This window comes from Streptomyces sp. NPDC030799, assembly GCF_055572255.1.
Genome location: NZ_JBVIDS010000005.1, coordinates 342,090 through 363,310 on the forward strand (window position 1 = coordinate 342,090; position 21,221 = coordinate 363,310).

Genomic DNA, 21,221 nt, shown 5'->3' on the forward strand with positions numbered 1-21,221 from the left:
AAGCGGCTCGTCTGCACGCGCGCACTTGGTCCTTCCGCTGGAACTGAGCGGCCTTGCACAGGGCCAGGAACCGCAGCTGCCGTACAGGCGTCTCTGCCGCCGCAAGTGGAGAGGACCGTCCGGCACCAACGACCTGGGGGCATCCGCGATGGCCCGAAAGACCCGAAGAACCGGGAAGACCCGAAGAACCTGGAAGACCTGGAGATCCTGGAGAGCGGTGACCACCGCTCTCGTCATCCTGATCGGCCTGACCGCCATTGGGGCGTCACCCGCCTCCGCCGACCCGGGCGGACCGGTCGCGCCCAACCTGGACCAGCACTGCGCCGTGCAGAACAGCGGCAGCGGTCCCATGACGATCGCGATACCCGTCGACCGGATCACGCTCAACGTCGAGTCCGTCGGTTACGCGCCCGCCAACTCCACCATCACCGCCTTCTACACCATCAGCGGCAGCACCAAGACCGGAACCGCCACCGGCGCGTTCGACACCGCGAGGAAGAACGCCACGTTCAACTTCTCGGTGTCCAACCCGCCACCGGGCGCGACACTGACCGTCACCTACCAGGTGTGGTGGCACGACTTCGGCGTCTACTACAGCAACTTCGTGAGCGCTCCGCTGGCTCCGTGCACCCTGGACAACACCACCTACGCCGACGCCTCGACGTGGAACGACTACGTGACCGTGACCGGCGTCTCCCAGCGGTGCGAGACCGTCGACATCGGCGTCGGCGGCAGGCACGCCTATGTCCGCGAGGACATCGTGACGGTGAACGTCGCGCACGGTTCGTCCTACTGGCCCTCGTGGTACGCGGGCCGGTCGGTCTGGGCCGACTACTGGATCGTCGGCCAGAAGACCTACACGTCGGGAGCCTCCGGCGTCTTCGACTCCGACGGGAAGGCCACGCTGTCGTTCGTGATCATCGCTCCGACCACGGGCGCCGAACTCGACGTGCTGGCCAGCGGCCAAGCGGGCTCGCGCACCTTCCCCGGCCACTCCTGGGCCACCATCGCCTGCTGAGGGTGCGCGCCGCGCTGACTTTCCGGCTCCTCGCCCCGCTCGCCGGTGCCGAACTCGACGTCCTGGCGAGCGGCAGGTTCGACCTGGCCACAGTACCCGCGCACGGCTGGGTCACCATCGCCTGCTGACCCGGCTCCGACATCGAACAACATCATCGACCCTGGGGGAGACACCACATGACCAGGAGAGCACCAAGACCGCCAAGGCCATTGAGCGCCCTGAGAACACGAAGAGTGCTGAGCGCACTGTTCGCGAGTCTGGCCCTGCTCATCGGCCTGACCGCCGCCGGAGCATCGCCCGCCTACGCCGGTCTGGACGGGCCGGTGGCGGCCTATGTGGACCAGCACTGCGCAATGGACACCACCGGGAGCGGCAAGACGACCACGGCCGTACCCGTGGACCGGGTCACCCTGAACCTGGAAGCCGTCTCACACGGCCCCGCCGACTCCAAGATCACCGCCGTTTACACCATCCCCGGCACCAGCAGATACGGCACGCTCTTCGGCCAGTTCGACCCGACGAGGGGCAACGTCACCTTCACCTACACGGTGGACAACCCGCCCGCCGACGCGACGCTGAGCCTCAGCTACGAGGTCGCCTGGGCCGACGGCACCTACTACAGCACCACGCTGACCCGCACTCTTCTCCACTGCACGCGGGACAACACGACCGGGGTCGACAAGGAGTGGTGGTTCGACGACGCCTACACCACCGCCTTCCAGCAGTGCACCACCGTCGGCACTTGGCCGTACTCCATCCGTGCGGTGGACGTGACCGTGCACATCTCGCACGACCTCTCCCACTCATCCTGGTTCGCGCGGCAACCGGTGTGGGTGGACTACTGGATTCCCGGCAAGAAGGGCTACACCTCAGGAGCGTCGGGCGTCACCGACTCCGTCGGTGACGCCTGGGTGACGTTCCGGCTGGTCGCCCCGCCCAGCGGCGCCGAACTCGACATCCTGTCGAGCGTCAGGGAGGACACGAGCCGCACCTACCCCGTCCACAAGTGGGTCACTATCGGCTGCTGACCGGACCGGTTCACTGGGTCGTGCCCTCCCGGGACCCAGCCCGTGCCGCCCAGCGCGTGAGTTCGGGCAGCACTCGAAGCTCTGCAGACGTCGAGCAATTCATCGCTTCGCGCAGCACGGGCCCCTGCCAAGAGTCTGGCAGGGGCCCGTGGTGTAGAGAGCCGAGGAGGGCCGGGACCTGTCCCTGGATGAGCAGCATGCTGGCCGACACGGCTAGCGTCTGCTGCCGGCCTGACGGCCCGGCGTCACTTCAGGTGTCGGGTGAAGAACTGGGCCGCGGCGTCCCCCGCGAACTGCGGGACGCCGGTGTGCCCGCCCATATTGGCGTGCAGCGTCTTCTCCTTGGAGCCGAAGGCGTCGAACAGGTCCAGCGCCGCCTGCCGGTCGTTCCCTTCGTCGTCCCATTGCAGCAGTACGTGCAGAGGAATGGTGACCTGGCGGGCCTCCTCGAACATGGTGCGAGGGACGAAACTCCCGGCGAACAGAACAGCGGCCGAGATGCGCGGCTCGACCACCGCCAGCCGGACGCCGATGGAGATCACTCCCCCCGAGTACCCGACCGGGCCGCCGATCTCGGGCAGCGACAGGAGGGCGTCCAGGGCGGCCTGCCATTCCGGGACCGCCTTGTCGACCAGGGGGAGGATGAGGGCGTCGATGATCTCGTCGCTGACCGGCTCGCCGGCCTCCATAGCCCGGCGCAGGTCGGCGAGGGCCTGCTCGGCGGCGGGCCAACGGGGCCGGTCACCGCTTCCGGGGAGCTCGATGACGGCCGTGGCGAAGCCGTCCGCCGCGGAGTGCCGGGCCCGGGCCACCAGTCGGGGGTACGTCTTGCGCAGCCCGATAGGAGGGGGGCTGAGCAGGATCAGCGGCGCCGGTGCGGATGCGGATTGGGGCGTCCACAGGATGCCGGGGATCTCGCCGAGGGTGAATTCGCGCTCGAGGACAGCGTCGTCGAGGCGCTGTTCAGAAGTGAATTGCATGGTCGTGCCTTTCAGGAGTGCCATGGAACGGCGCTCCCGGACGACCTATCGCCCGACCGTGACCCCGGAGGGGAGCACCCATGTCGATACGTTCACGGGTACCACCTCCTCGCTGTCTTGCACGGCCTCGGGAAACGTAGCAGTGGCTGCCGTGGTTCCGCCAACGGGTTTTGCGGAGGCTCTCTAGCCGAACACCACGGTGTCGGAGTCACACCTGTCAGTGGTCGAGATTTCGGGGATTAGGGCCGCATCAACCGGTCTGTTCTCCTTGGGATCGCCATGCCGCCGGTGCTGGCCTGCGTTAGGCACCGATCGTCGGCCGCCCACTTCCGCAGCTGGTTGTGGACGCCCTTCCACGAGCCGAAGCGTTCGGGCAGGTCCATCCACGGCGTCCCGGTTCGGTACTTGAACACAATCGCGTCGATCACTTGTCGGTGATCACGCCACCGCCCGTGCGCCGCGGGGTGGGCGGCCGAGCAGGAGGGGAGGGCAGGGGCCGGGTGCTCCTGCCCTCCCCAGTCCGGCGGTTCTCAGCCTCGGCCGTCACACGCCTTGCAGTCGCCGCTGCCCTTGCAACTGGAGCATGTGAACAGCCCCCGGGATCCGGAGCCGCCGCAGGTGGTGCACTTGCCGTTGCCCTTGCATCGCTGGCACATGTCGATCAGTCCCTTCTGTTCGGTTGAGGTAGTAGATGTGGTGCTCAGTACGCGCGGGCCCTCTCCCACCCACGCGCGCCGTTCAGCGACGCGTAGAAGTAGTACTTGGGCTCCGTGGAGTAGCCGTCGGGCAAGTGGTCGCTGTCCAGGCCCCGGCTGTACTTGCGGAAGATCGCGATCGCCTTGGTGAGACAGTTGTTGGTGAACACGGCATAGCCGTTCCACTTCATCTGCGTGAAGGTGCGCTGCGCGGCCGTGAGGTCGCCGCCGGCGGTGTTGATGCACCGGTAGGCGTCGTAGCGGGCGAGCTCGATCGTGCGCTTCCCCTTGGTCTCGCCGCGCATTTCCCCCCAGGTTCCGCCCTGGATCCAACTGCCGTTGTTCTTACCCGGCGCGGTGTAGCTGTCTCCTTCGGCGTTCTCGGTGGCGCCCCAGATCCAGTGGCTGGTGTTTTTCGGGTCGCGGATCGCCCAGGCCACGTGCCCGTAGGTCCTGCCGCCGAAAGGCGCACCCTCCTTGTCCAGGAAGAGGCAGGCCCGGCCGAGCGGGGCGGCCTCGGCCTCGGCAGGCGGGATGGTCGCTGTCGCGACCCCCAGTACGACGGTGGCCAGAGCGGCCATCGACGCGCCGCGCACACGGACTTTCGTTCGAATCAAGGTTTGTTCCTCTCTCGTTCTACGGATGGTTGCGGAGTTCGGCGGCGCGGTGGACGCACCGTCAGAATCGAGGGTGCCCAGGGGAATCGAGCGAGGCCACGCGCGGCAGGGAGGTGCATGTTGCAGTGCAACTTTCACCGCTGTGACCTGCGGAATCTGGTGTCGACGTGCAAGAGGGAAGGATCTACCGGGTTGGGTAGCACGAACGAAGAACTGATCGACGAGTTCGGTGATGCGTTGGATGAGTGGGCCAAGGAGGTCAAGCACGTCTGCCGTGCGTCGGCTGTGCAGCAGCAACAGCTCGCAAGCAGGCTCACCGAGCTGAGCAAGAGGGGGAGTGTCGACCCGAGCCGAGTCTCCAAGTGGCTGAGCGGCCGGAAGATCGTCACCAGTGGTGGTGCGGCTCTGCCAGGCAAGGGCCTGTCCCAGGACATCGTTCGAGCCCTGGGGTTACAGGGGGTACAGGCCCGGCGAGTGATGCAACTCGGCGAAAGGATCGATCTCCTGCAGGCCCAGCTGGAGCGCAGGTACCCAAGTGGTTGGAGAGTTGCCGCACAAGCACACTTCCGTAATTCGCCTGTGGCAGCGCTCAATCCGAGCCCTTCGGCCGAAACTGAAGCCAACCCCTCTGCGGGCGAGGCACCCCGGTCTTCCGAGTCGGCGGTCAGCCAACGCCAGGACACCCCTGCCGTTTCCGAGGCGCCGCTTGCCCACACGACGGCCACCGCGCCCGTTGCTGCGGTGGGCGAGAAGGCCTCAGCCCGGCCGCCGCTGGTCACAGGTGGCGAATCGCCCGGTACCCCTCGTCGTGGCCGGAGGCAACGGCCATGGCGTGACCGACCTGGCTGGATCAAGGCTCTGGTGGGCGTGACAGCAGTGGCTGCGGCTGTCGCGGTGGTCGTCGTCGCTACGGCAGTGGTGGGAGCCGATGACGACAAGAAGACCGGCGGCAGGTCTGAGGGGGCCGGCGCCCAGGCGTCGGCTTCGGCCGGCGCGGATTCTTCCGCACAGGGGGGACCGGGGAGAGTCCCCTCCGAGTCACCGGGTCTGGAGAAGGGAACCCTGGGGGAGGACAGCCGGTGCAGCGTCCCGTTCGCGGGGCCGGGCGCGGTGACGTGGAGAGTATGCGCACGCGTCGAAGCAGAACGTGTTTCCTTCGCCCTCAAGATCACCAACCGTGGGAGCACGGCAACGACGGTCAAGATCCGCCTGGAGTACGCACAGGCCAGTAAGTTCCACCAATGTCCGAAGGCGCCGAGTACTCATCTCCTCGACATCGCGGCAGGGAGGACCGTCATCACGGAATCGGCGCAGTGCACGGTTCCCCGGGAGGGAACCTACATCGCCTACCAAGGAGTGGGCTGGGTGATTGCCGAGGACGCCAACGCAGGCTCGTACAAGCTGGCCCCTACCGCGCACGTCTATCCCGATCATGTCATCTGGCAGCCTGACTTGATCTGATCGGCAGTCTGCCTTGAGCGTTGGCGAACGATCAGATCGTCGAGCTCCTCGGCGAAGCGTCGACTGCTGCGACAACATTCACATCGACGTTGCCAGCCCTGTGCGAGCGCGGCGTCGAGGTGCGTCATCGAGCAGGGCATCGGCACCGCCACCCTGGAGTGGCGGGCCATGTTCGGGAGTCAGCACCGGACTGCGGCCTGGTCGGTCTGATGGATGAACGGAGGACCGGACATCGGTCCGCATCGGCAGATGGTTTCTTGGTCACAGCGTTTGCGGCCGTTGAGCCTCAGCCGAAGGTGAGCACTGCCGTGCTGTACGTTCGCCGAGTGGCTCGGCGCGCCCGCTGCGGTCCCGGTCGCCGACCGGTTCGACCTGTGGCAGGGTATCGGCTGGGCTCTGGAGATCTGCGTCGCCGCCCACCGCGAGTGCCTGTAAGCGCCAACCCTCATCAGCAGGCGTTGCATGCCGACCCGGGACAGGCCGGACCGGACCTTGACGGCCGGTGGGCCCAGCGGTTCAACGCAGGCGTGCCGTGCCGCCGCAGGCGCCTCCTTCGCCGACCGTACGGCGGGCAACCGGCCGGCTCACCCGCCACCCTGCGACGCTGACCGAGGACGAGCGCGCCGTGCCGAAGGACGTCCTGGCCCGCTGTCCCGCACTGGAGGCCGCTGCCGGACACGTCCGCGATTTCGGTGAGATCTTCACCCACCGACTCGGCCCCACGCTCCCCGCATGGATCGACGCCGTCGACGCCGGCCCACTGCCCAGCCTCACCAACTTCGCACCGCACCTGCTGCGAGACGTCGATGCGGTGACCGCCGGCCTCGTCCTGCGCTGGAGCTCCGGCGCTACGGAAGGCGCCGTGAACTGCATCAAGAGGATCAAACGGCAGCTCTGCGGACGCTCCGGATGCGAAGTGCGCCATCGCCTCCAAGGAAAGTTTTTGCGCGTGCCGCCGCCCGGATGATGAGGTGCCACGGTGACCAACCAGGACGAGGCGGTGGCCGTCCCCCCATTGACGCTGGCTTGGGTGAGCCGGCACCTGGAGGTCGGTGAACGTATCGTCAGAACTGAGGTGCTGTACGGCGGAAGCACTGCCGAAATGCGGAGGCTGACCATCGGCACGCGGGACGGAGGAACCCGTGACCTGGTGCTGCGGTCTTTCGTCGACCCGTTCTACGGGGAGCGCGCCGAGGACTGGCTGAGCAGGGAGGCCGGCGCCCTGACCCTGCTGGCGGGGAGCGGCGTGCCGGCTCCTGGACTGGTCGCGGTTGATCCGACCGCCGCGCATTGCGAGTATCCGTCGTTGCTGATGACACATTTGGCGGGCCGGCCGGTCCTCGACGATGAGGGATTGGAGACGCGCCTTCCTCTGCTGGCTCGGCAACTTGTGGAGATCCACGCGCTGCGACCCGCTGTACGGCCCCGGGAGTATGCGGCGTTGACGACCGCCGACACGGTCGTGGTCCCCAAGGGCGCCGACGCGGCAGCATGGGCCGCGGCAATCGATGTGATCCGCAAGCCCGCGCCGCCCTATGAAGGGCGATTCCTGCACCGGGACCTCCAACCCGGCAACGTGCTGTTCGGCATGCCGCCCTCAGGGCTGGCAGGTGCCCGGATCACCGGCGTCGTCGACTGGGCAGCGACCTCCTGGGGCCCGGCCGATCTCGATGTGGCGCACTGCTCGACCAATCTCGCGCTGCTGCACGGCCCAGCTTGGGGTCTGCGGTTCCCTGAGGCGTACGAGGAGGCCGGCGGGGTGCTCGACGCGGCCCCGAGCGAGCGGCTGTACTGGCAGGTGCGCGACGGACTGGCGTGCTCGGAAGAAGTGCAGTCGGTGGTGCGGGCATGGCGGGAGGCAGGGAGGACAGGGCTGACGACGCGAGCCGTCGAGGAGCGGCTGGATGCCTATGTCACCGCCCTGATGGACACGCTCGGCTGAACCAGAGCGGCCTGGGGCGCGGGCCCGGCGGCGCGCTTTGGTCCCGGCGGCCACGTCCGGCAACGGAGCCGAACGCACATACGAACACCCGCGACACCCGCTCCGGGGCGCCCCCGAGTACGGGCCGGCTCCCGGCCGACAGCTCCGCGACGCCTACAATCATGGAGTCCGTCTGGCCGGAGCCGCGCGAGCAACGGCACACCGTCAAGCGGATCTTCGAGGCAGCTGACCTCACACCAGTCCCTCTCCCGGCGATCGGCAGATCGATCATTTGGCCAGTCCTCGAAAGAGAGATCATCATGTGGGGATGTCCGACAACCAATCCTCTGTAGGACCGGCTGTAGTGCGGCTTCCTTGGTACACGAAGGCAGACCAGGACGAGATCCTCGGTCACGGCGTTGATCCCTTCGGTGTTGCCGCGGCCGGTTTGACCTGGCTGCCCAAAAAGGAGCACTTCGGTATCAGACACGGCGACCGGCTTGTGGCACACGCCGGCCTCCTACGGCTGCCTGTTGCGATCGGTGATGTCGAGACAGAGGTGGTTGGCGTCGGCGGAGTGGCCGTCGCCCCCGACATGCGGGGCCAGGGCTTGGCCCGGCGCGTGGTCACTGCGGCACTTGACCACGCTCGCACGATGGGGTCCCAGCACGCGCTCCTGTTCTGCCGACCTGCCCTCGTGCCGCTGTACCAGCGCCTCGGATGGCACCCCCTCGACAAGGAGGTGCTTGTCGAACAACCCGAAAACCGCCTGGTGACCATGCCGCTGCGGACCATGGTGACGCCCCTGCGCGACGACGTGCGCTGGCCTTCAGGGCCGGTACGTCTGTTCTCCCTCCCGATGTGACGGGCCCCTTCCGCTTTGTCCATCGGTTTGGGCGGCGGACGGGACTGCTCGACGTGATGCGTGCTCAGGAGAAGCGCACGACGTGGGGCGTTGGAGTCTGGGGGTGGTGAAGTGGCCGGGGTGGAGTAAGGTCTTCGCCGGGTCGGCCGGGCCCGAGTGTCCCTGCAGGTGGACACGGAAGGTGTGCACTCTGCGTGGGGACGTCTCTCACATCACCTTGGAACACGCCCCATCGAGGACCAGCCTTTGACTCCGCATTCCCTGGCGTTCTACGTGGACGTCGTCACCACCGGCACCGTGCTCGGCGTTGGCCCCGCGGATTCTCCCGACCAGGTCACCAAGGTCCTTGGGTCGGACTTCGCTGAGAACACCTTCGGCGAGCGCAGCATGTGCCGTGACTACGGGCTCGCCGAGTTCCACTGGGACCGCGCCTGCGCCGACCATCCCTGGTCGGGCCACCACTTCACGCTGCACGTGCACCGGCTCGCGTTGCGGGACCGTAGCCTCGTCAACGACGCGCTTCGTGCCCGTTACGGGCGGTTCACTCCCAGGCTTCGGTTCGAGAAGCTGCAGCGTCTGCTGGTGCGGCGTGGCGTCGCGCTGTTGGAGATCCCGGAAATCCCGGCGAACGCCCCGTATTACCGTACCTTCTGGCAGCCCGCTTCTCAGGTGGCCGTCTCCGTCATAGGCACCTACGGCGAGTACAGCACACCGGACAATCTACGGGTCGGCGATGTGTACGGCATCCAGGCCCCTATGGCTGCCGATGAAGTGGAGTGGCGGAGGGCGCGGCTCGGATAGCACACGGACAGACGCGGGGCTCGCCCGATTTCGCACACATTCCTGGAGCCTTGTCCGATTGCACCGCCTGAGTCACGACAGCAGGACTCGCTTTCGGAGGAGTTGGCAGCCGGCCCGGAGCCCCTCGCGGTGTCCGTCGCCAGTGTCGCGACGAGTACCGCCGTGCGCCCCCCGGTCAGGGAGCTCAATGAGGCAGGTCGCATCGTGGCCCAGGAGGTCGCAGCGGGGCAGCGGGCCGGGAGCGGGGCCGCTCGGCGTGATGCTTGTCAGCTCAGCTCATGGCCGGGGTGGGGGTAGCTGAGGCGACGGATGCCCGGCGCGGAGAGCACCTGTACATCGTTCACGCCGGGCACGGCCACATGGACGAAGCCGCCTTCCAGCGCGATCCGAACGGCTGTCAGGCGCGCAGCCGGGGCGCCGTCGGCATCGAGGAGGGTGTAACCCGGGGTGAGTTCGACGGTCGCATCCTCGTGCCAGGTGAGCCGCCCGTTCATCGCGCCGCCTCCACATCCGTGGACGGGACGTCCATCGAGGCGACCGGCGGGAAGTCCAGTTCGGGCTCGGCCAAGTGGTTGAAGTAGTTCGAAAGCGTGTTGAGCGCGACGTGCGCCACGATCTCGGCGAACTCCGCGTTCGTGACGCCCTCCTTTCGGGCCTGAGCCAGCAGCTCGTCGTCCACCCGGCCATGGCTGCGCACCACCGCGGCGGCGACCTGCAGCACCGCCTGGGCATGCGGATCCGCGTCCTCGGCCCGGCGGGTGGCTCGCAACTCCTGGTCGGTCATCTTCAGGAGTCGGCCGCCGCGCACAGTGTGCGCGGAGACGCAGTAGAGGCAGCCGTTCTCCTGGGCCACCAGCAGGGCGAGCTGCTCGCGTAGCCGGTCAGTGAGTACGCCCTGGGTCAGCGAGTCGCGCAGCGCGAGATAGCCGCGCAGGGCGGCTGGGCCGTGGGCGAGCGAGGCGTAGAGGTTGGGCACTCTGCCGAGCTGTCTGTGGGTCGCTTCCAGCAGGTCACGCTGGTCGGCTTCGGCGGTGTCCGGGGTGAGTTGCGGGATGCGCGGCATGGCGTCTGTCTCCGTTGTGTCGGTCGCACCGTTAAAACGGTACCGATCGTTCTCGTTCTCGTTGCCGAGACGGTAACGATCGGTACCATCTGGCGTCAAGGGGATTCCGCGGATTCGGAAACGATCGGTACCATCGATCTATGGCAACCCAAGCTCGAGCCCGCCTCCTCGATGCCGCCGAGGACCTCTTCTACGCCGAGGGCATCCGCGCCGTCGGCGTCGACCGCATCCTGAGTGTCTCCGGCGTCGGCCGCGCCTCCTTCTACCGGCACTTCGCGAGCAAGGACGAGCTGGTGGTGGCCGTGATCCAGGGCCGGGACATGCGCTGGCGCCAGTGGCTGCGGGAATCGGTGGAGGCCCGTGAGCTGCCGCCCGAGCAGCGGCCGCTTGCGGTCTTCGACGCGTTGGCGGAGCGGTTCGCCCGCCAGGACTTCCGGGGCTGTGCCTTCATCAACACGATGGTCGAGGCCGCCGACCGCGACAGCGCCGCGCACCAAGTGGCCGCGGCGCACAAGCGCAAGGTGGTCGACTACTTGGACCAACTCCTGGCCGACGCCGGGTACGCCGAGCACGCCGCGCTGGCCGACCAGCTGGTACTGCTGATCGACGGCGCGATCGTGACAGCGGTGCGCGAGGGCACGGTGGAGCCGGCGCTGCGGGCGCGCCGGATCGCGGCGTCGGTTCTCGCGGCAGAGCGGGACTGACGCCGCCGACCCCTTTGGCGCCCCGGCGCGCGATGATGCTGCCGGCCTCGGCCGGTGGGAACCGGGTGCCGGTGATCGCGAAGCTGGTACAGGCCGATGAGGACACCGCCCGGGACGTGATCCACCGGTTCAACGAGATCGGTCTCGTCTGTCTGGACCCTCGATGGGCGGGAGGCCGTCCCCGCCTGCTCAGTCCTGACGACGAGGATCTCGCCGCCCAGACGGCCACCACCCGCCCGGCCCAACTCGGCCAGCCCTTCACCCGCTGGTCCATCCGCAAACTCGCGCCCACCTGCGGAAAGTTCGCGGCCGGGTGAGCCGGATCGGGCGCGAGGCGGTCCGGTGCCTGCTCATGCGTCGCGGCGTCACGGCTGGGCTCCCGCCGGTCACCCCGAGCGCCATCTCACGACGTACCACCGCACCCACCCACGGAGTGCGCTACTTCCACGGCTGCTACTCCCGATCGGCGACGACAAGCTGCGAGGCGTCAACCGCCGCAAGAAGGGCGCCGCGAACACCCTGACCGCACCGAAGCCGATCCGCGCGGCCCGTCCGGACGGCGCTCCGATCTACGTCATCCTGGACAACCTCTCCGCCCACAAGGGCGACACCATCCCTCCACCTACGTGTCTGGGGCCAACCCGATCGCGGCGACTTCGGACGCTGCGGCAGTGCACCGTCGCCACCTCCAACCACGGCAATCGCACCGCACAGACCCGGGCCCCGCACTCCTATCTGCGCCGGCGTCAGCGAGAACAGCCGCCACCCCGACGTGCTGGCCGCCCAACGCCGCGAACGGGCACGGATCCGCAGCGAGAAGGTCCTCTGCTGGGGCGGACGCCCACTCGCCGCGGCGGCCTGACTACTGACCTGTGAGCTCTGCTACGAAGACGACAGGTTGGCGCAGACACGGCGAAATGCGACCAGCGGATCCGGCGCGCGCGTGACCGTGCGGCCCACGACCACATGTGAGGCTCCGTCCGCGACGGCGGCCCGCGGTGTGCCGGGACGAGCATGCTCGGCAGCAGACTCGCCGGGCATGGCAACTCCAGGGGTGACGATCAGGGCATTGCTCCCCAACGCCCTGCGCAGGGCTGAGACTTCCCGCGGTGAGGCGATCACGCCGTGGCATCCGGCCCGCTTGGCCAGGCCGGCCAACCGCAGCACTTGGCCCTCGGCGGGGTCGGCAACGCCGATGTCGGCGAGGTCGGCGTCGGTCATGCTGGTGACGACGGTGAGGGCAAGAACGCGAAGGTCGGGATAGTCCCGGGCCGCATCGACTGCGGCGGCCAGGATCCCGGTACCGCCCATACTGTGCACAGTCACCATGGAGACGCCGAGTGCGGCTGCCGCGCGGACTGCACCGGCGACGGAGTTCGGGATCTCGAAGAGTTTGAGGTCCAGGAACACCTCATTGCCCTGGGAAACGAGGTGTTCCACGAACTGGGGCCCGACCGCGGTGAGAAGCTCCAGGCCGACCTTGTAGAAGCGGCACTCGTCACCGAGTTGATCGACGACGGCTTGAGCGGCTGGAAGGTTGTCGTAGTCCAGTGCGACGATGATCTGACGGGTCGGGTCCATGACGCCATTGTGATCTCCGACAGCGCCGACGAGGCCAGATGAGCGCGCTTCAGTGAACCTTCGACGCAGCTACACATGGATTGGTAGGCCATCGGCCGTACTTCTCACGGTACGGGGAAGCGACCCCGCACGAGTCCGCAGGGGGTTCGGAAACCTGTCGTCTTCGTCGGCATTGCCGGGGAGGATTCCCCGGTGATGTGGGCGCGGACTGATGCGCTGTAATCACCCCTGGTGCTTTGTCGAAGGCGGCGGCGCCGGCCCAGGCGTTGTACTCGTCGAAGGTCACGCCGCCGTCGCCGTTCGCGTCCATCAAGGCCTAAGCCTGCTCGCGGGCGGTGCGCGCGGTGACGGCCAAGGGGTCGCCGCGCGCACCACCGGCGAGCGGACGCCCACCACTGAGAACTCGCGGTTCTGCCCGCCGAGCGGGTTCCGGCGGCCCCAAGAGCGGTGCCGTCGGAGCGGGCGGCCGCAGTTCCGACCGCCGAGGCGGCCGCCGCACCTCTGCCACCTAGGCGCAGCAGGCGACGTCGGCCCGGGTGACGAACTTTCGCAAGCGGTCGTCCCCAGGGCGCTTGGTCCGCCGGTTGAAATGCGGCGGACCAAGCTGCTGTGCTCTTGCGGCCGGCGTGGCTGGCATGGCCCATGTGGCAGTGTGCCGGCGCCGGTGTGGCCTGGCTCGTCTGGTCCTTGCCGTCGAGAGCGAAGTGGCGTAGGGCGGGGAACTCACCTCCGCGGGCGCAGCCGCGCGAGCGCGGTCAGCACCGTGTCGTTGGCCTTCCGGTCACCGACGGTGAGCCGGAGTCCTTCGCCGGGGTAGTGACGCGCCTCGACACCGGCGTCGGTGAGTGCCGTGGCGCCCGCGTCGATGGGATCGGGTGCGGCGAGCCAGACGGAATTGGTGTGACCCGGGCGCACACGCCAGCCGAGGGACACGAGTTCACGCCGGAGGCGTTCGCGTTCGGCGACGACGGTGTCCACGCGCAGGCGCAGCTCGCCTTCGGCCCGCAGCGTGGCCTTCACCGCCGCTGTTGCCACCGCGTTGATCCCGAAGGGCAACTGTTGCCGACGGATCCGTTCCACCAGGTCGGGGGCGCCGAGTCCGTAGCCGACCCGCAGGGCGGCGAGGCCGTAGGCCTTGGAGAAGGTGCGCAGGACCAACAGGTTGGGGTGTGCGTCCAGGAGTGCGGGCGTGTCCGGCAGGCCGGTGTCGCGGGCGAACTCCACGTACGCCTCGTCGAGGAGCACGATGACGTGCGGGGGGACGTGACGCAGGAACGGCGACAGGGCGTCGGCGGTGACGAGGCTGCCGGTGGGGTTGTGTGGATTGCACAGCACCACCACGCGGGTGCGGTGGTCGAGCGCCGCGAGCAGGGCGCCCAGATCCTGGTGGCCGTCCGGCGACAGGGGTACGGGGACGGGCCGAGCGCCCACCATGGCGGCCAGGAGGGGGTAGGCGTCGAACGTGCGCCAGGCGTAGGCCACCGTGTCCCCGGGGCGGACCACTGCCCGGAACAATTGCAGGGCCACGCCGACCGATCCGCTGCCCACCGCGACGCGGTCGGAGGTCACCTGGCACCACTCGGCGATCCGCTCGGTGAGGTCGTCGGGGTGGAACTGCGGGTAGCGGTGGGCCTGCGCGACGGCCCGTTGCATCGCCTCGCGCACCGAGGGCAGCGGGGGATAGGGGCTCTCGTTCAGGGCAAGCCGGTGCAGCACAGGGATGTCCATGCTCAGTCCCGTCCGCTCTGCCAGCGAACGGCGACGGCACCGGCGAAGTCGCCGGCGTGGGCGAATCCCCCGAGCACCATCAGATCGCCGTCCGCCACCTGCCCCGAGCTGATCGCGCGGTCCAAGGTGATCGGAATCGCCGCTCCGAAGAGATTCCCGTAGTCGTCGAAGGTGTTCAGGTGCCGTTCCGCGGGCAGTTGCAGCGCCTCCCGCCAGTTCCGCAGGAAGGTGCGGTTGGGCTGGTTGGTGATGAGGACGTCGATCTCGGAGGTCGTCATGCCGAGCCGTCGGCACAGGTCCGTGACCACCTCGGGGACGAGGCGGTTCCCGCGTGCCAGGACCTTGGCGACGCTTGCGTCGGTGAACCCGATCCGCAACTGGGACTCGCCCGGCTCCCAGTACTTGCGCCCGTCGTCGACCGCCACGGTCATGTCACCGGCGTACTCGCCGATGTGCCGGGTCTCCACATCGAGCACCGGCGACTGTGCCGACGTCGTCACGTACCCCACACCGCACCCGTCGCCCGGAATCGCCGCCTGGGCGAGTTTGCGCACCTCTGACTGAGTGAACCACTGCCCCGCGGCGCTCTGCGCGTTGCATATCAGCGCGGTCCTCGCGTCGGTGGAGGTGAGGATCTGCCGGGCCATCTTGAGCATGTACACGAAGGACGCGCAGCCCGCGTTGGCCACGTCGACGAGCCACTCCGGATTCAGACCCAGCCGACGCGCCACCTCGGTTCCGGCGCCCACGAACGGCAGGTCCGGCAACTGGCTGTGCACCAACAACACGTCGACACCTCGGATCTCCGCCGCGCCGTGCCGTTCCATCAGGGGCTGTACCGCGCGCTCGACCATGTCCGCGTTGGTCTCGTCCCTGGCCACGTGGTGCCGTAACGGCGGGACCTTGAACATGGGGTGGTTGCGGAGTTTGTCCTCGGCGCCGGGGAAGTCCGTGTAGAACTCGGCGGGGACCGGATCGCCGGGCAGGTAGCTCGCGACGTCGGTGAGGCTGACCGTGGTCACCGGGCCACCGCCCTCGCCGGAGCGGAACTGACCGGCAGGCCGCCCCGGTGGCGGTGTTCCAGGATGGCCTTGAGGTTCTGCATCTCCACGGTGTGTCCCGCGTAGAAGAGGTCCCAGTAGTCGCCCACCCAGGGCCGGTCCGGGCGGGGCGCCAGGTCGGGGTGCGGATTGTCGTCGTAGTACGGGTGCCGGCAGTTGGTCCAGGTGATCACCGAACCCGGCTTGTCGAGTACCAGTCGGGCCGGGACGACCCGCATCAGATAGATCATCCACAGCTTATCGCCCTGGTCCCAGGAGCAGTGGTAGTCCACGGTCATGGCCTCGGGGTTCGCGAGCACCCTGCAGTAGATCCTGGTGTCGTCCTCCAGCCGGTCGTGGCCGACCCAGAGCCCCGGTGTGCCGGTGGGTGCGAAGTCCCGCAGGCTGCAGGTCCACTCCTCCAGGTGGTGCCCCTGGCGCAGATAGTCGTAGGCCTGCTCCGGGGGGCAGTCGACGTACTCGTGGATGGTGCAGTACTGCCCGTAGACCTGGTGGTGGGGGTAGACCGCGTGGGTGAGCTCCATGCAGTGGGCGGTCAGTTCCTCCTTGCCGGCGTTCTCGATCCGCATCAGACCGGGAATGTCAGCCAACGTGGACGACGGCTCGCTCATCTGAACTCTCCTTGTGTTCGGTGCCATCGGTGATTTCGGTGAAGGACTGGAAGGGAAGGAACGGCGGGATTTCCCACGGGTCGCAGTCCACCGAGACGAACGCCGGGCCGCCGCCCGCGTTGCTGCGCAGCAGTGCCGTGCGCAGATGCGCCGCGTCGGTGGCTCCCGTTGCCGCCAGGGAGGGGAAGGCGGCGGCCACTCCGGCGGCGATGTCGGTCCGGGCGAACAGGTCGTCGCTGCGGACGCCGCCCTGGAGGAACTCCTCCCGCAGTGCGCACATGGCGTGGGCGTTGTTGTTGAAGATCACGAACGTCACGGGTGCCGCGTATTCCACGGCGGTGTGCACTTCCATCCCGTGCATGAAGAAGGCCCCGTCGCCGGCGAGGACGTAGGTACGTCGGCCGGTGGCGAGCGCGGCGCCGATGCCGGCGCCGAAGGTGTACCCCATGCCGCCCATGCCGACCGCCACCACGAAGCGGCCGTGGCGCGGTGCCGGGAGGAGATGGACCGCGCTGGCCCCCGTGTTGCCGGCGTCCACGAAGACGTGGGCGTCCTGGGGGAGTGCCGCCTCCACCGCGGCGACCGCCTGGCCATGGGGGACGGTCCGCGCCGGGCTTTGGACGCGCGGAGCCGGCATGGGTGTGGGCAGGGGGCCGGAGTGCGGCGGGCAGGGACGGGGGTGCGACGGCAGTGGGGCGGTCACCGCGCGCAGCGCGTCCCGCAGGTTCCCACCCAGTGCGGTGGCTGCCACGAACGGCGGTTCGGGGCCGAGGCAGACGACGTCGGTGGCGGCCAGGGCCCGGTCGAGGCCGCCGCGTGCAAGGAGCGGCAGCCGGGTGCCGACCAGCACGCACAGGTCGGCCCGCCGCAGGCAGTCTTCGACGTTGGCGTGGCCCATCACCCCGGCCACGCCTGCGAATCGGGGATCACGGTTGTCGAAGACGTCCTTGGCGTCCGGCGTGACCGCCACCCATGCCCCGAGGCGCTGGGCCAGTTCGGCCAGCTCCGCACGCGCGTCGGCGGCGGCGACATCCTCACCGGCGATGACCAGGACCCGACCGGCTCCGCGAAGAGCGTCCGACACGGCGCCGACGGCAGCTGTGTCGAGCCGCGGCGAGGATGCCGTCGCACGGCCACCCGGTGTCGGGGGCGGGGCCGGGTCGCGTGTCGGAGCCGCGTAGTGGGCGGGCACCCGGATCCGCGCCTGCTGCACGTCCTTGGGCAGCAACAGTACGGCCGGCCCGCGGGGATCGGCCTGTGCGGCCGCGACCGCCCGGGGCAGCAACTCGGTGAGCGAGTCCGGGTCATCGACCCGGGCGCAGAACCGGGAGACGGGTGCGAAGACGTCCCGTGCGTCGAAGGAGCCCGCCTTGCCGCTGGAGTCCTGGAACGCCCCGTGTCCTTCCTGGCCGGTCGGCGGCTGGCCCACCAGGGCCAGCACGGGCACCCGGGAGGCGTACGCCTCCGCCAGACCCGGTACGAGATTCATCGCCCCACCGCCCGAGGTGGCGGCGACGACGCCGAGGCGCCCGGTGGTGCGGGCGTATCCGTCGGCCATGGTGACGGCGGAGAACTCGTGTTTGGCGACGACGCCGCGGATGGCACCGCCGCGGTGCACCGCGTCGTAGAGGTCCTCGATGTTCGCGCCGCCCACGCCGAACATGTGGGTGACGCCGGCCCGGGCGAGTTCCCCGGTCAGATGGTCGACCAGGCGTGCCGTTTCCGCCTGGCGTAATTCCGCGACCCTGGTGGTCATGCGAGGCTCCCCTCCCTCTCGTGGTGCCGGTCGATGAGGCCGGATGGCGAGATGACCTGAAAGCGGTGCCGGTATTCCTTGGGTGTGAGTCCCAGGGTTCGTCCGAAGGAGCGGAAGAACGTCTCGGTGGCGGCAAAGCCGCAGCGGCCCGCTATCTGGCTGATCGTCAGGTCGGTGGTCTCCAGCAGTTCGCGTGCGCGGGCGATACGCGTCCGTTCGACGTACTGGCCCGGTGTCGTGCCCACCTCGCGCCGGAAGACCCGGGCGAAGTTGCGCTGACTCATGTTGGCCTGCCGCGCGATCTCGGCCACGGGCAGCGGGTTCTCCAGGTTCTCCAGGATCCACTCCTGCGCGGCCCGGATCGGCGGATGGTCGGCCAACTGGGCGTCGAGGACGGCGCTGTACTGGGACTGCCCTCCGTGCCGCTTGAGGAACAGCACCAGGAACCGTGCCGTCTCCAGCGCGAGCGCCGATCCATGATCTGCCTCCACCAGAGCCAGCGCCATGTCGATGCCCGTCGACACACCTGCGGAGGTCACGAAGGGGCCGTCCCAGACGAAGATCGGCTCGGCGTCCACCGTCACATCCGGGTAGCGGCATGCCATCGCCTCGCTGTACGCCCAGTGCGTGGTGGCGCGTCTGCCGTCGAGGAGGCCCGCCTCGGCCAGCAGAAAGGATCCGCCGCAGACCGAGGCGACTCTGCGCGACCGGGTCGCTGCGCTGCCGATCCAGGACACGAGCGCCTGGTTGCCGAGCGCGCTGTTGAGACTCCATCCGCCCGGCACGAGGAGCGTGTCGATCGGGCCCTGCCCCGCCTCCAGTGGCGAGGCCTCCACCACCACCCCCGAACTCATGCGCACCAGTGGTGCGTCGGCGGAGACGAACTCGGTCCGGTAGGGGGTGCCCGAGGGACCCAGGAGCCGGTTCGCCGTATCGAACACTTCAATCGGTCCGGTGATGTCCAGGGCCATCGCGCCCGCGTACACCACCACAACAACACGTCGCTCCAACACGGTCACAGCCTGTATCGGATGTCGCACTGGCTGCAATGACAGATTACTGACGCATCCGGCCAGCATGTGGCGCAGGACGGGGAGGAACCGCGCTGGTCAGGCACTTCACGCACCGAGCGGGCAGCGATGGGTGAGGCAGTTCACAGAAAGCCACCGGTGAGGCCCGCTTGGCCCCTCGCGCAAAGCCGCGCACTTCTTCGCCTTCGTCGGCATGGCCCGCCACCCTCAACCGCTGTACAGGGTCAGCGGCTTCGCACCAGGCGGGTGCAATGGGATCCCGAACGGAGGGCGGAGACCTGGACACCGCAGGGCCGCTCCTGCCCGAGGAGCGGCCCTGCCGTGGATGAAGGGATCCTGGCTCACCTGCATCGATGAACCCCGATTGAGATGATCCAAGCTGCCCGGGGTCAGCCGAGTTTGAGGAGGCCGGCTTCGATCACGGCGCGGCCGAAGGGGCTCGCGAGCTCGGCGAGACGCTCACAGTCGGCGTCGCCCAGGGCGGCGTAGGCCGGAAGGGCCAGGCGGTCGGTGCGGTCCTCGATGTGCCGGCGCAGGAGTACGCCTTCCGGGCTGAGCGAGTCGCCGTCGAGAAGACCTCGCTCGCGCAGGCGCTCCGTTGTGGCGGCCCACTCGTCCTCGGGCCAACCGCGGCTCGCCTTGAGGAAGTCGACGGGAATCTCACCGGTGGCGGCGTGCAGAACCAGGGCCTCCAAACCCCCGATGCCCTCGCTCAGCAGGCACGCGACATGGCCGTCGCCTCGGAACTCCCGGAGCAACGTCTGGGCGTGCCACAGCTGCAGGACCGGCTCCGTCGGCCAAGGCAGCGCGGCATGTGCGGCGAACAGCGGGCGGCCTTGCGCGTGTTCGCAGGCCGCCTCGGCCGCCCGGCGGGTCAGCGTCCGGACCTCCTCCACGTGCGGCAGCTCGTGGATTCCCGCCCGTCGCAGGGCTTCCCCCGCCGCGGCGTACCGTGCGTCCAGCACCTGCTGCGGCGTCGTGGTGTCCCAGGCCCCGTCGACCGCCTGGCGCACCAGATCGGGATGGAAGTTGTAGAAGGTCGAGATGACCAGCTCGGCGGATGCCCGGCCGAACGCGGCGCTCCGGGAGGTGAAGTACCCGGCGCGTCCGCCCAGTCCCAGGTCCGCGTACCGGCGTCTTGCCTCGGGGACGAAGTAGATCATGCCGTGTACCGGCTCCAGCCGGCGCCAGGCCGCATGTGCCGTGTTCATGGGTCACCTCTTCGGAGAGTCGACGAGCGGGGTGTGCGTCGCGGTCCCGTACTCGCCCTGCGTGCGCAGGTGTTCGAGGAGCAGGCGGCTCAGCGTCTCGGGCGCCTCCTCGGGGACCCAGTGGCTGACGCCCTGAAGGGTCTCGAACCGGTAGGGACCGCTGACCCACTGCCCGGTCTGCTGCGCGGCCGCCGGGCCGAACGCGCTGTCCTCGGTGCTCCAGACGTACAGCGTGGGCACGTCGACGACGCCGATCGCAGCGTCGGGGCGGCCGGCCCGGTACCAGTTCAGCGCCGCGGTGAGAGCACCGGGCCGGGACAGGTGCCGTACGTAGGCCTCGGCACTGTCTTGGGGGACCTTCCCGGCGTAGAACGCGCGAAGCTCCCGGGCGTCGTGGGCGAGCATGCGCTCTTCGGTCGCGGGTGTCGCGCGCCAGTCGATCATGTAGTGGGAGCGTTCGCGCTGATCCCGGTCGGTGCGCAGGGCGGTGGCCAGAGCGCCGGGGTGAGGGGTCGAGACCGCGGTCAGGGTGCGCACCCGGCCGGGGTGGGTGTGAGCGGTCCACCAGGCCACCGCGCCTCCCCAGTCATGGCCGACCAAGTCGAACGCCGTCCAGCCCAGTTCCTCGGAGATCGCGACGACGTCGTCCACGAGGAGGTCGATGCGATAGTCCTCGGGCCGCTGAGGGCGGGCTCCCGGGGAGTATCCACGCTGGTCGGGCGCCACCACCCGGTAGCCGTGCGCGGCCAGCGCCGCGATCTGCCGTTGCCACACCAGCCCCGTCTGAGGGAAGCCGTGCAGCAGCAGCACGGGGCGGCCCTCGGGCGGACCCGCCACGATCGCGTCAAACACGCCCGTGATGGTGGAGATGCTCAGCGCGGCCACCCTCGCCTCCTCATACCGACTGGTCGGTAGCCTTCAGGGGGCGGGACGGCCTGTCAAGGGCACGAGCGCGTGGCATGGATCTAATTGAACTTGACGTCGGATTCAACTATAACCGGTCCGGAGGTCGACTCCCGTCATCCCGCGGTCACGGCTCATGTCAAAGGCCACCACAGGAGACGGCCGACGAGCCCTCGTCGCGCCGCA

At 68.8% G+C, this 21,221-nt stretch carries 22 protein-coding genes and 1 pseudogene; 10 read left to right on the forward strand and 13 right to left on the reverse strand.

Going from position 1 to position 21,221, the window contains the following annotated elements; genetic code table 11:
• Positions 1–217 precede the first annotated feature (217 nt).
• The 3 genes from ACZ41I_RS15085 (at position 218) to ACZ41I_RS15095 (ending at position 2,046) form a co-directional block, all read left to right on the forward strand.
• Positions 218–1,018 (forward strand): hypothetical protein, encoded by an 801-nt coding sequence (locus ACZ41I_RS15085; RefSeq protein ID WP_468514284.1) that lies wholly within the window; start codon positions 218–220, stop codon positions 1,016–1,018.
• A 2-nt stretch (positions 1,019–1,020) separates the two neighbouring features.
• A complete protein-coding gene (locus tag ACZ41I_RS15090; RefSeq protein WP_399767996.1) occupies positions 1,021–1,146 on the forward strand; it encodes a hypothetical protein in 126 nt (41 codons plus the stop codon).
• A 105-nt stretch (positions 1,147–1,251) separates the two neighbouring features.
• Positions 1,252–2,046, forward strand: coding sequence for a hypothetical protein (locus ACZ41I_RS15095; RefSeq protein ID WP_468514285.1), 795 nt, complete (start codon positions 1,252–1,254; stop codon positions 2,044–2,046).
• A gap of 245 nt (positions 2,047–2,291) precedes the next feature.
• Here the strand turns inward: ACZ41I_RS15095 and ACZ41I_RS15100 are convergent, their stop codons facing one another.
• The 3 genes and pseudogenes from ACZ41I_RS15100 to ACZ41I_RS15110 form a co-directional block, all read right to left on the reverse strand.
• Positions 2,292–3,026 (reverse strand): dienelactone hydrolase family protein, encoded by a 735-nt coding sequence (locus ACZ41I_RS15100; RefSeq protein WP_468514286.1) that lies wholly within the window; start codon positions 3,024–3,026, stop codon positions 2,292–2,294.
• A gap of 239 nt (positions 3,027–3,265) precedes the next feature.
• Positions 3,266–3,508, reverse strand: a pseudogene (locus ACZ41I_RS15105) (transposase); the annotation flags it as partial.
• 218 nt (positions 3,509–3,726) lie between these two features.
• Positions 3,727–4,338, reverse strand: a complete 612-nt coding sequence (locus tag ACZ41I_RS15110) for a Tat pathway signal protein (protein ID WP_399768005.1) — start codon at positions 4,336–4,338, stop codon at positions 3,727–3,729.
• Positions 4,339–4,530: 192 nt separating this feature from the next.
• Here ACZ41I_RS15110 and ACZ41I_RS15115 point away from each other — a divergent pair, with 192 nt between their 5' ends.
• The 5 genes from ACZ41I_RS15115 (at position 4,531) to ACZ41I_RS15135 (ending at position 9,386) form a co-directional block, all read left to right on the forward strand.
• Positions 4,531–5,799 carry a hypothetical protein gene (locus ACZ41I_RS15115; protein ID WP_468514287.1) on the forward strand — a complete coding sequence of 423 codons (1,269 nt, stop codon included), beginning with the start codon at positions 4,531–4,533 and terminating at the stop codon, positions 5,797–5,799.
• Between the two features lie 625 nt (positions 5,800–6,424).
• Positions 6,425–6,766, forward strand: a complete 342-nt coding sequence (locus tag ACZ41I_RS15120) for a hypothetical protein (RefSeq protein ID WP_468514288.1) — start codon at positions 6,425–6,427, stop codon at positions 6,764–6,766.
• Between the two features lie 12 nt (positions 6,767–6,778).
• A complete protein-coding gene (locus ACZ41I_RS15125) occupies positions 6,779–7,741 on the forward strand; it encodes a phosphotransferase family protein (protein ID WP_468514289.1) in 963 nt (320 codons plus the stop codon).
• A 307-nt stretch (positions 7,742–8,048) separates the two neighbouring features.
• Positions 8,049–8,585: a GNAT family N-acetyltransferase gene (locus ACZ41I_RS15130; RefSeq protein WP_468514290.1), complete on the forward strand. Its 537-nt coding sequence runs from the start codon at positions 8,049–8,051 to the stop codon at positions 8,583–8,585.
• A gap of 246 nt (positions 8,586–8,831) precedes the next feature.
• Entirely contained in the window at positions 8,832–9,386 is a 555-nt protein-coding gene (locus ACZ41I_RS15135) for a hypothetical protein (protein ID WP_468514291.1), read from the forward strand.
• A gap of 266 nt (positions 9,387–9,652) precedes the next feature.
• Here ACZ41I_RS15135 and ACZ41I_RS15140 read toward each other — a convergent pair whose 3' ends face one another.
• Positions 9,653–9,880, reverse strand: a complete 228-nt coding sequence (locus ACZ41I_RS15140; RefSeq protein ID WP_468323235.1) for a hypothetical protein — start codon at positions 9,878–9,880, stop codon at positions 9,653–9,655.
• The gene (locus ACZ41I_RS15145) at positions 9,877–10,449 is read right to left on the reverse strand and encodes a carboxymuconolactone decarboxylase family protein (protein WP_468323233.1); all 573 of its coding nucleotides are present in this window, start codon (positions 10,447–10,449) and stop codon (positions 9,877–9,879) included. The genes ACZ41I_RS15140 and ACZ41I_RS15145 overlap by 4 nt, the downstream gene beginning before the upstream one ends.
• A 140-nt stretch (positions 10,450–10,589) precedes the next feature.
• Between ACZ41I_RS15145 and ACZ41I_RS15150 the strand changes: the two genes are divergently transcribed.
• Together ACZ41I_RS15150 and ACZ41I_RS15155 are read left to right on the forward strand one after the other, a co-directional pair.
• Positions 10,590–11,153, forward strand: a complete 564-nt coding sequence (locus ACZ41I_RS15150; protein WP_363219743.1) for a TetR/AcrR family transcriptional regulator — start codon at positions 10,590–10,592, stop codon at positions 11,151–11,153.
• Positions 11,154–11,224: 71 nt separating this feature from the next.
• A complete protein-coding gene (locus ACZ41I_RS15155) occupies positions 11,225–11,470 on the forward strand; it encodes a helix-turn-helix domain-containing protein (RefSeq protein ID WP_468323230.1) in 246 nt (81 codons plus the stop codon).
• A gap of 565 nt (positions 11,471–12,035) precedes the next feature.
• Here ACZ41I_RS15155 and pyrF read toward each other — a convergent pair.
• The 8 genes from pyrF to ACZ41I_RS15195 form a co-directional block, all read right to left on the reverse strand.
• The gene (gene pyrF, locus ACZ41I_RS15160) at positions 12,036–12,734 is read right to left on the reverse strand and encodes an orotidine-5'-phosphate decarboxylase (RefSeq protein ID WP_468514292.1); all 699 of its coding nucleotides are present in this window, start codon (positions 12,732–12,734) and stop codon (positions 12,036–12,038) included.
• A gap of 723 nt (positions 12,735–13,457) precedes the next feature.
• Entirely contained in the window at positions 13,458–14,462 is a 1,005-nt protein-coding gene (locus ACZ41I_RS15165; protein WP_468514293.1) for a histidinol-phosphate transaminase, read from the reverse strand.
• A gap of 2 nt (positions 14,463–14,464) precedes the next feature.
• Positions 14,465–15,484, reverse strand: a complete 1,020-nt coding sequence (locus ACZ41I_RS15170) for a 3-oxoacyl-ACP synthase III family protein (protein ID WP_363219740.1) — start codon at positions 15,482–15,484, stop codon at positions 14,465–14,467.
• Positions 15,481–16,134, reverse strand: coding sequence for an SRPBCC family protein (locus ACZ41I_RS15175; RefSeq protein ID WP_468514294.1), 654 nt, complete (start codon positions 16,132–16,134; stop codon positions 15,481–15,483). The genes ACZ41I_RS15170 and ACZ41I_RS15175 overlap by 4 nt, the downstream gene beginning before the upstream one ends.
• Entirely contained in the window at positions 16,106–17,890 is a 1,785-nt protein-coding gene (locus ACZ41I_RS15180; protein ID WP_468514295.1) for a thiamine pyrophosphate-binding protein, read from the reverse strand. The genes ACZ41I_RS15175 and ACZ41I_RS15180 overlap by 29 nt, the downstream gene beginning before the upstream one ends.
• A complete protein-coding gene (locus ACZ41I_RS15185; protein WP_399768039.1) occupies positions 17,887–18,903 on the reverse strand; it encodes a GlxA family transcriptional regulator in 1,017 nt (338 codons plus the stop codon). The genes ACZ41I_RS15180 and ACZ41I_RS15185 overlap by 4 nt, the downstream gene beginning before the upstream one ends.
• 407 nt (positions 18,904–19,310) lie before the next feature.
• Positions 19,311–20,132 (reverse strand): SCO6745 family protein, encoded by an 822-nt coding sequence (locus ACZ41I_RS15190; protein WP_399768042.1) that lies wholly within the window; start codon positions 20,130–20,132, stop codon positions 19,311–19,313.
• 3 nt (positions 20,133–20,135) lie between these two features.
• Entirely contained in the window at positions 20,136–21,017 is an 882-nt protein-coding gene (locus ACZ41I_RS15195; RefSeq protein ID WP_468514296.1) for an alpha/beta fold hydrolase, read from the reverse strand.
• Between the last annotated feature and the right edge of the window lie 204 nt (positions 21,018–21,221).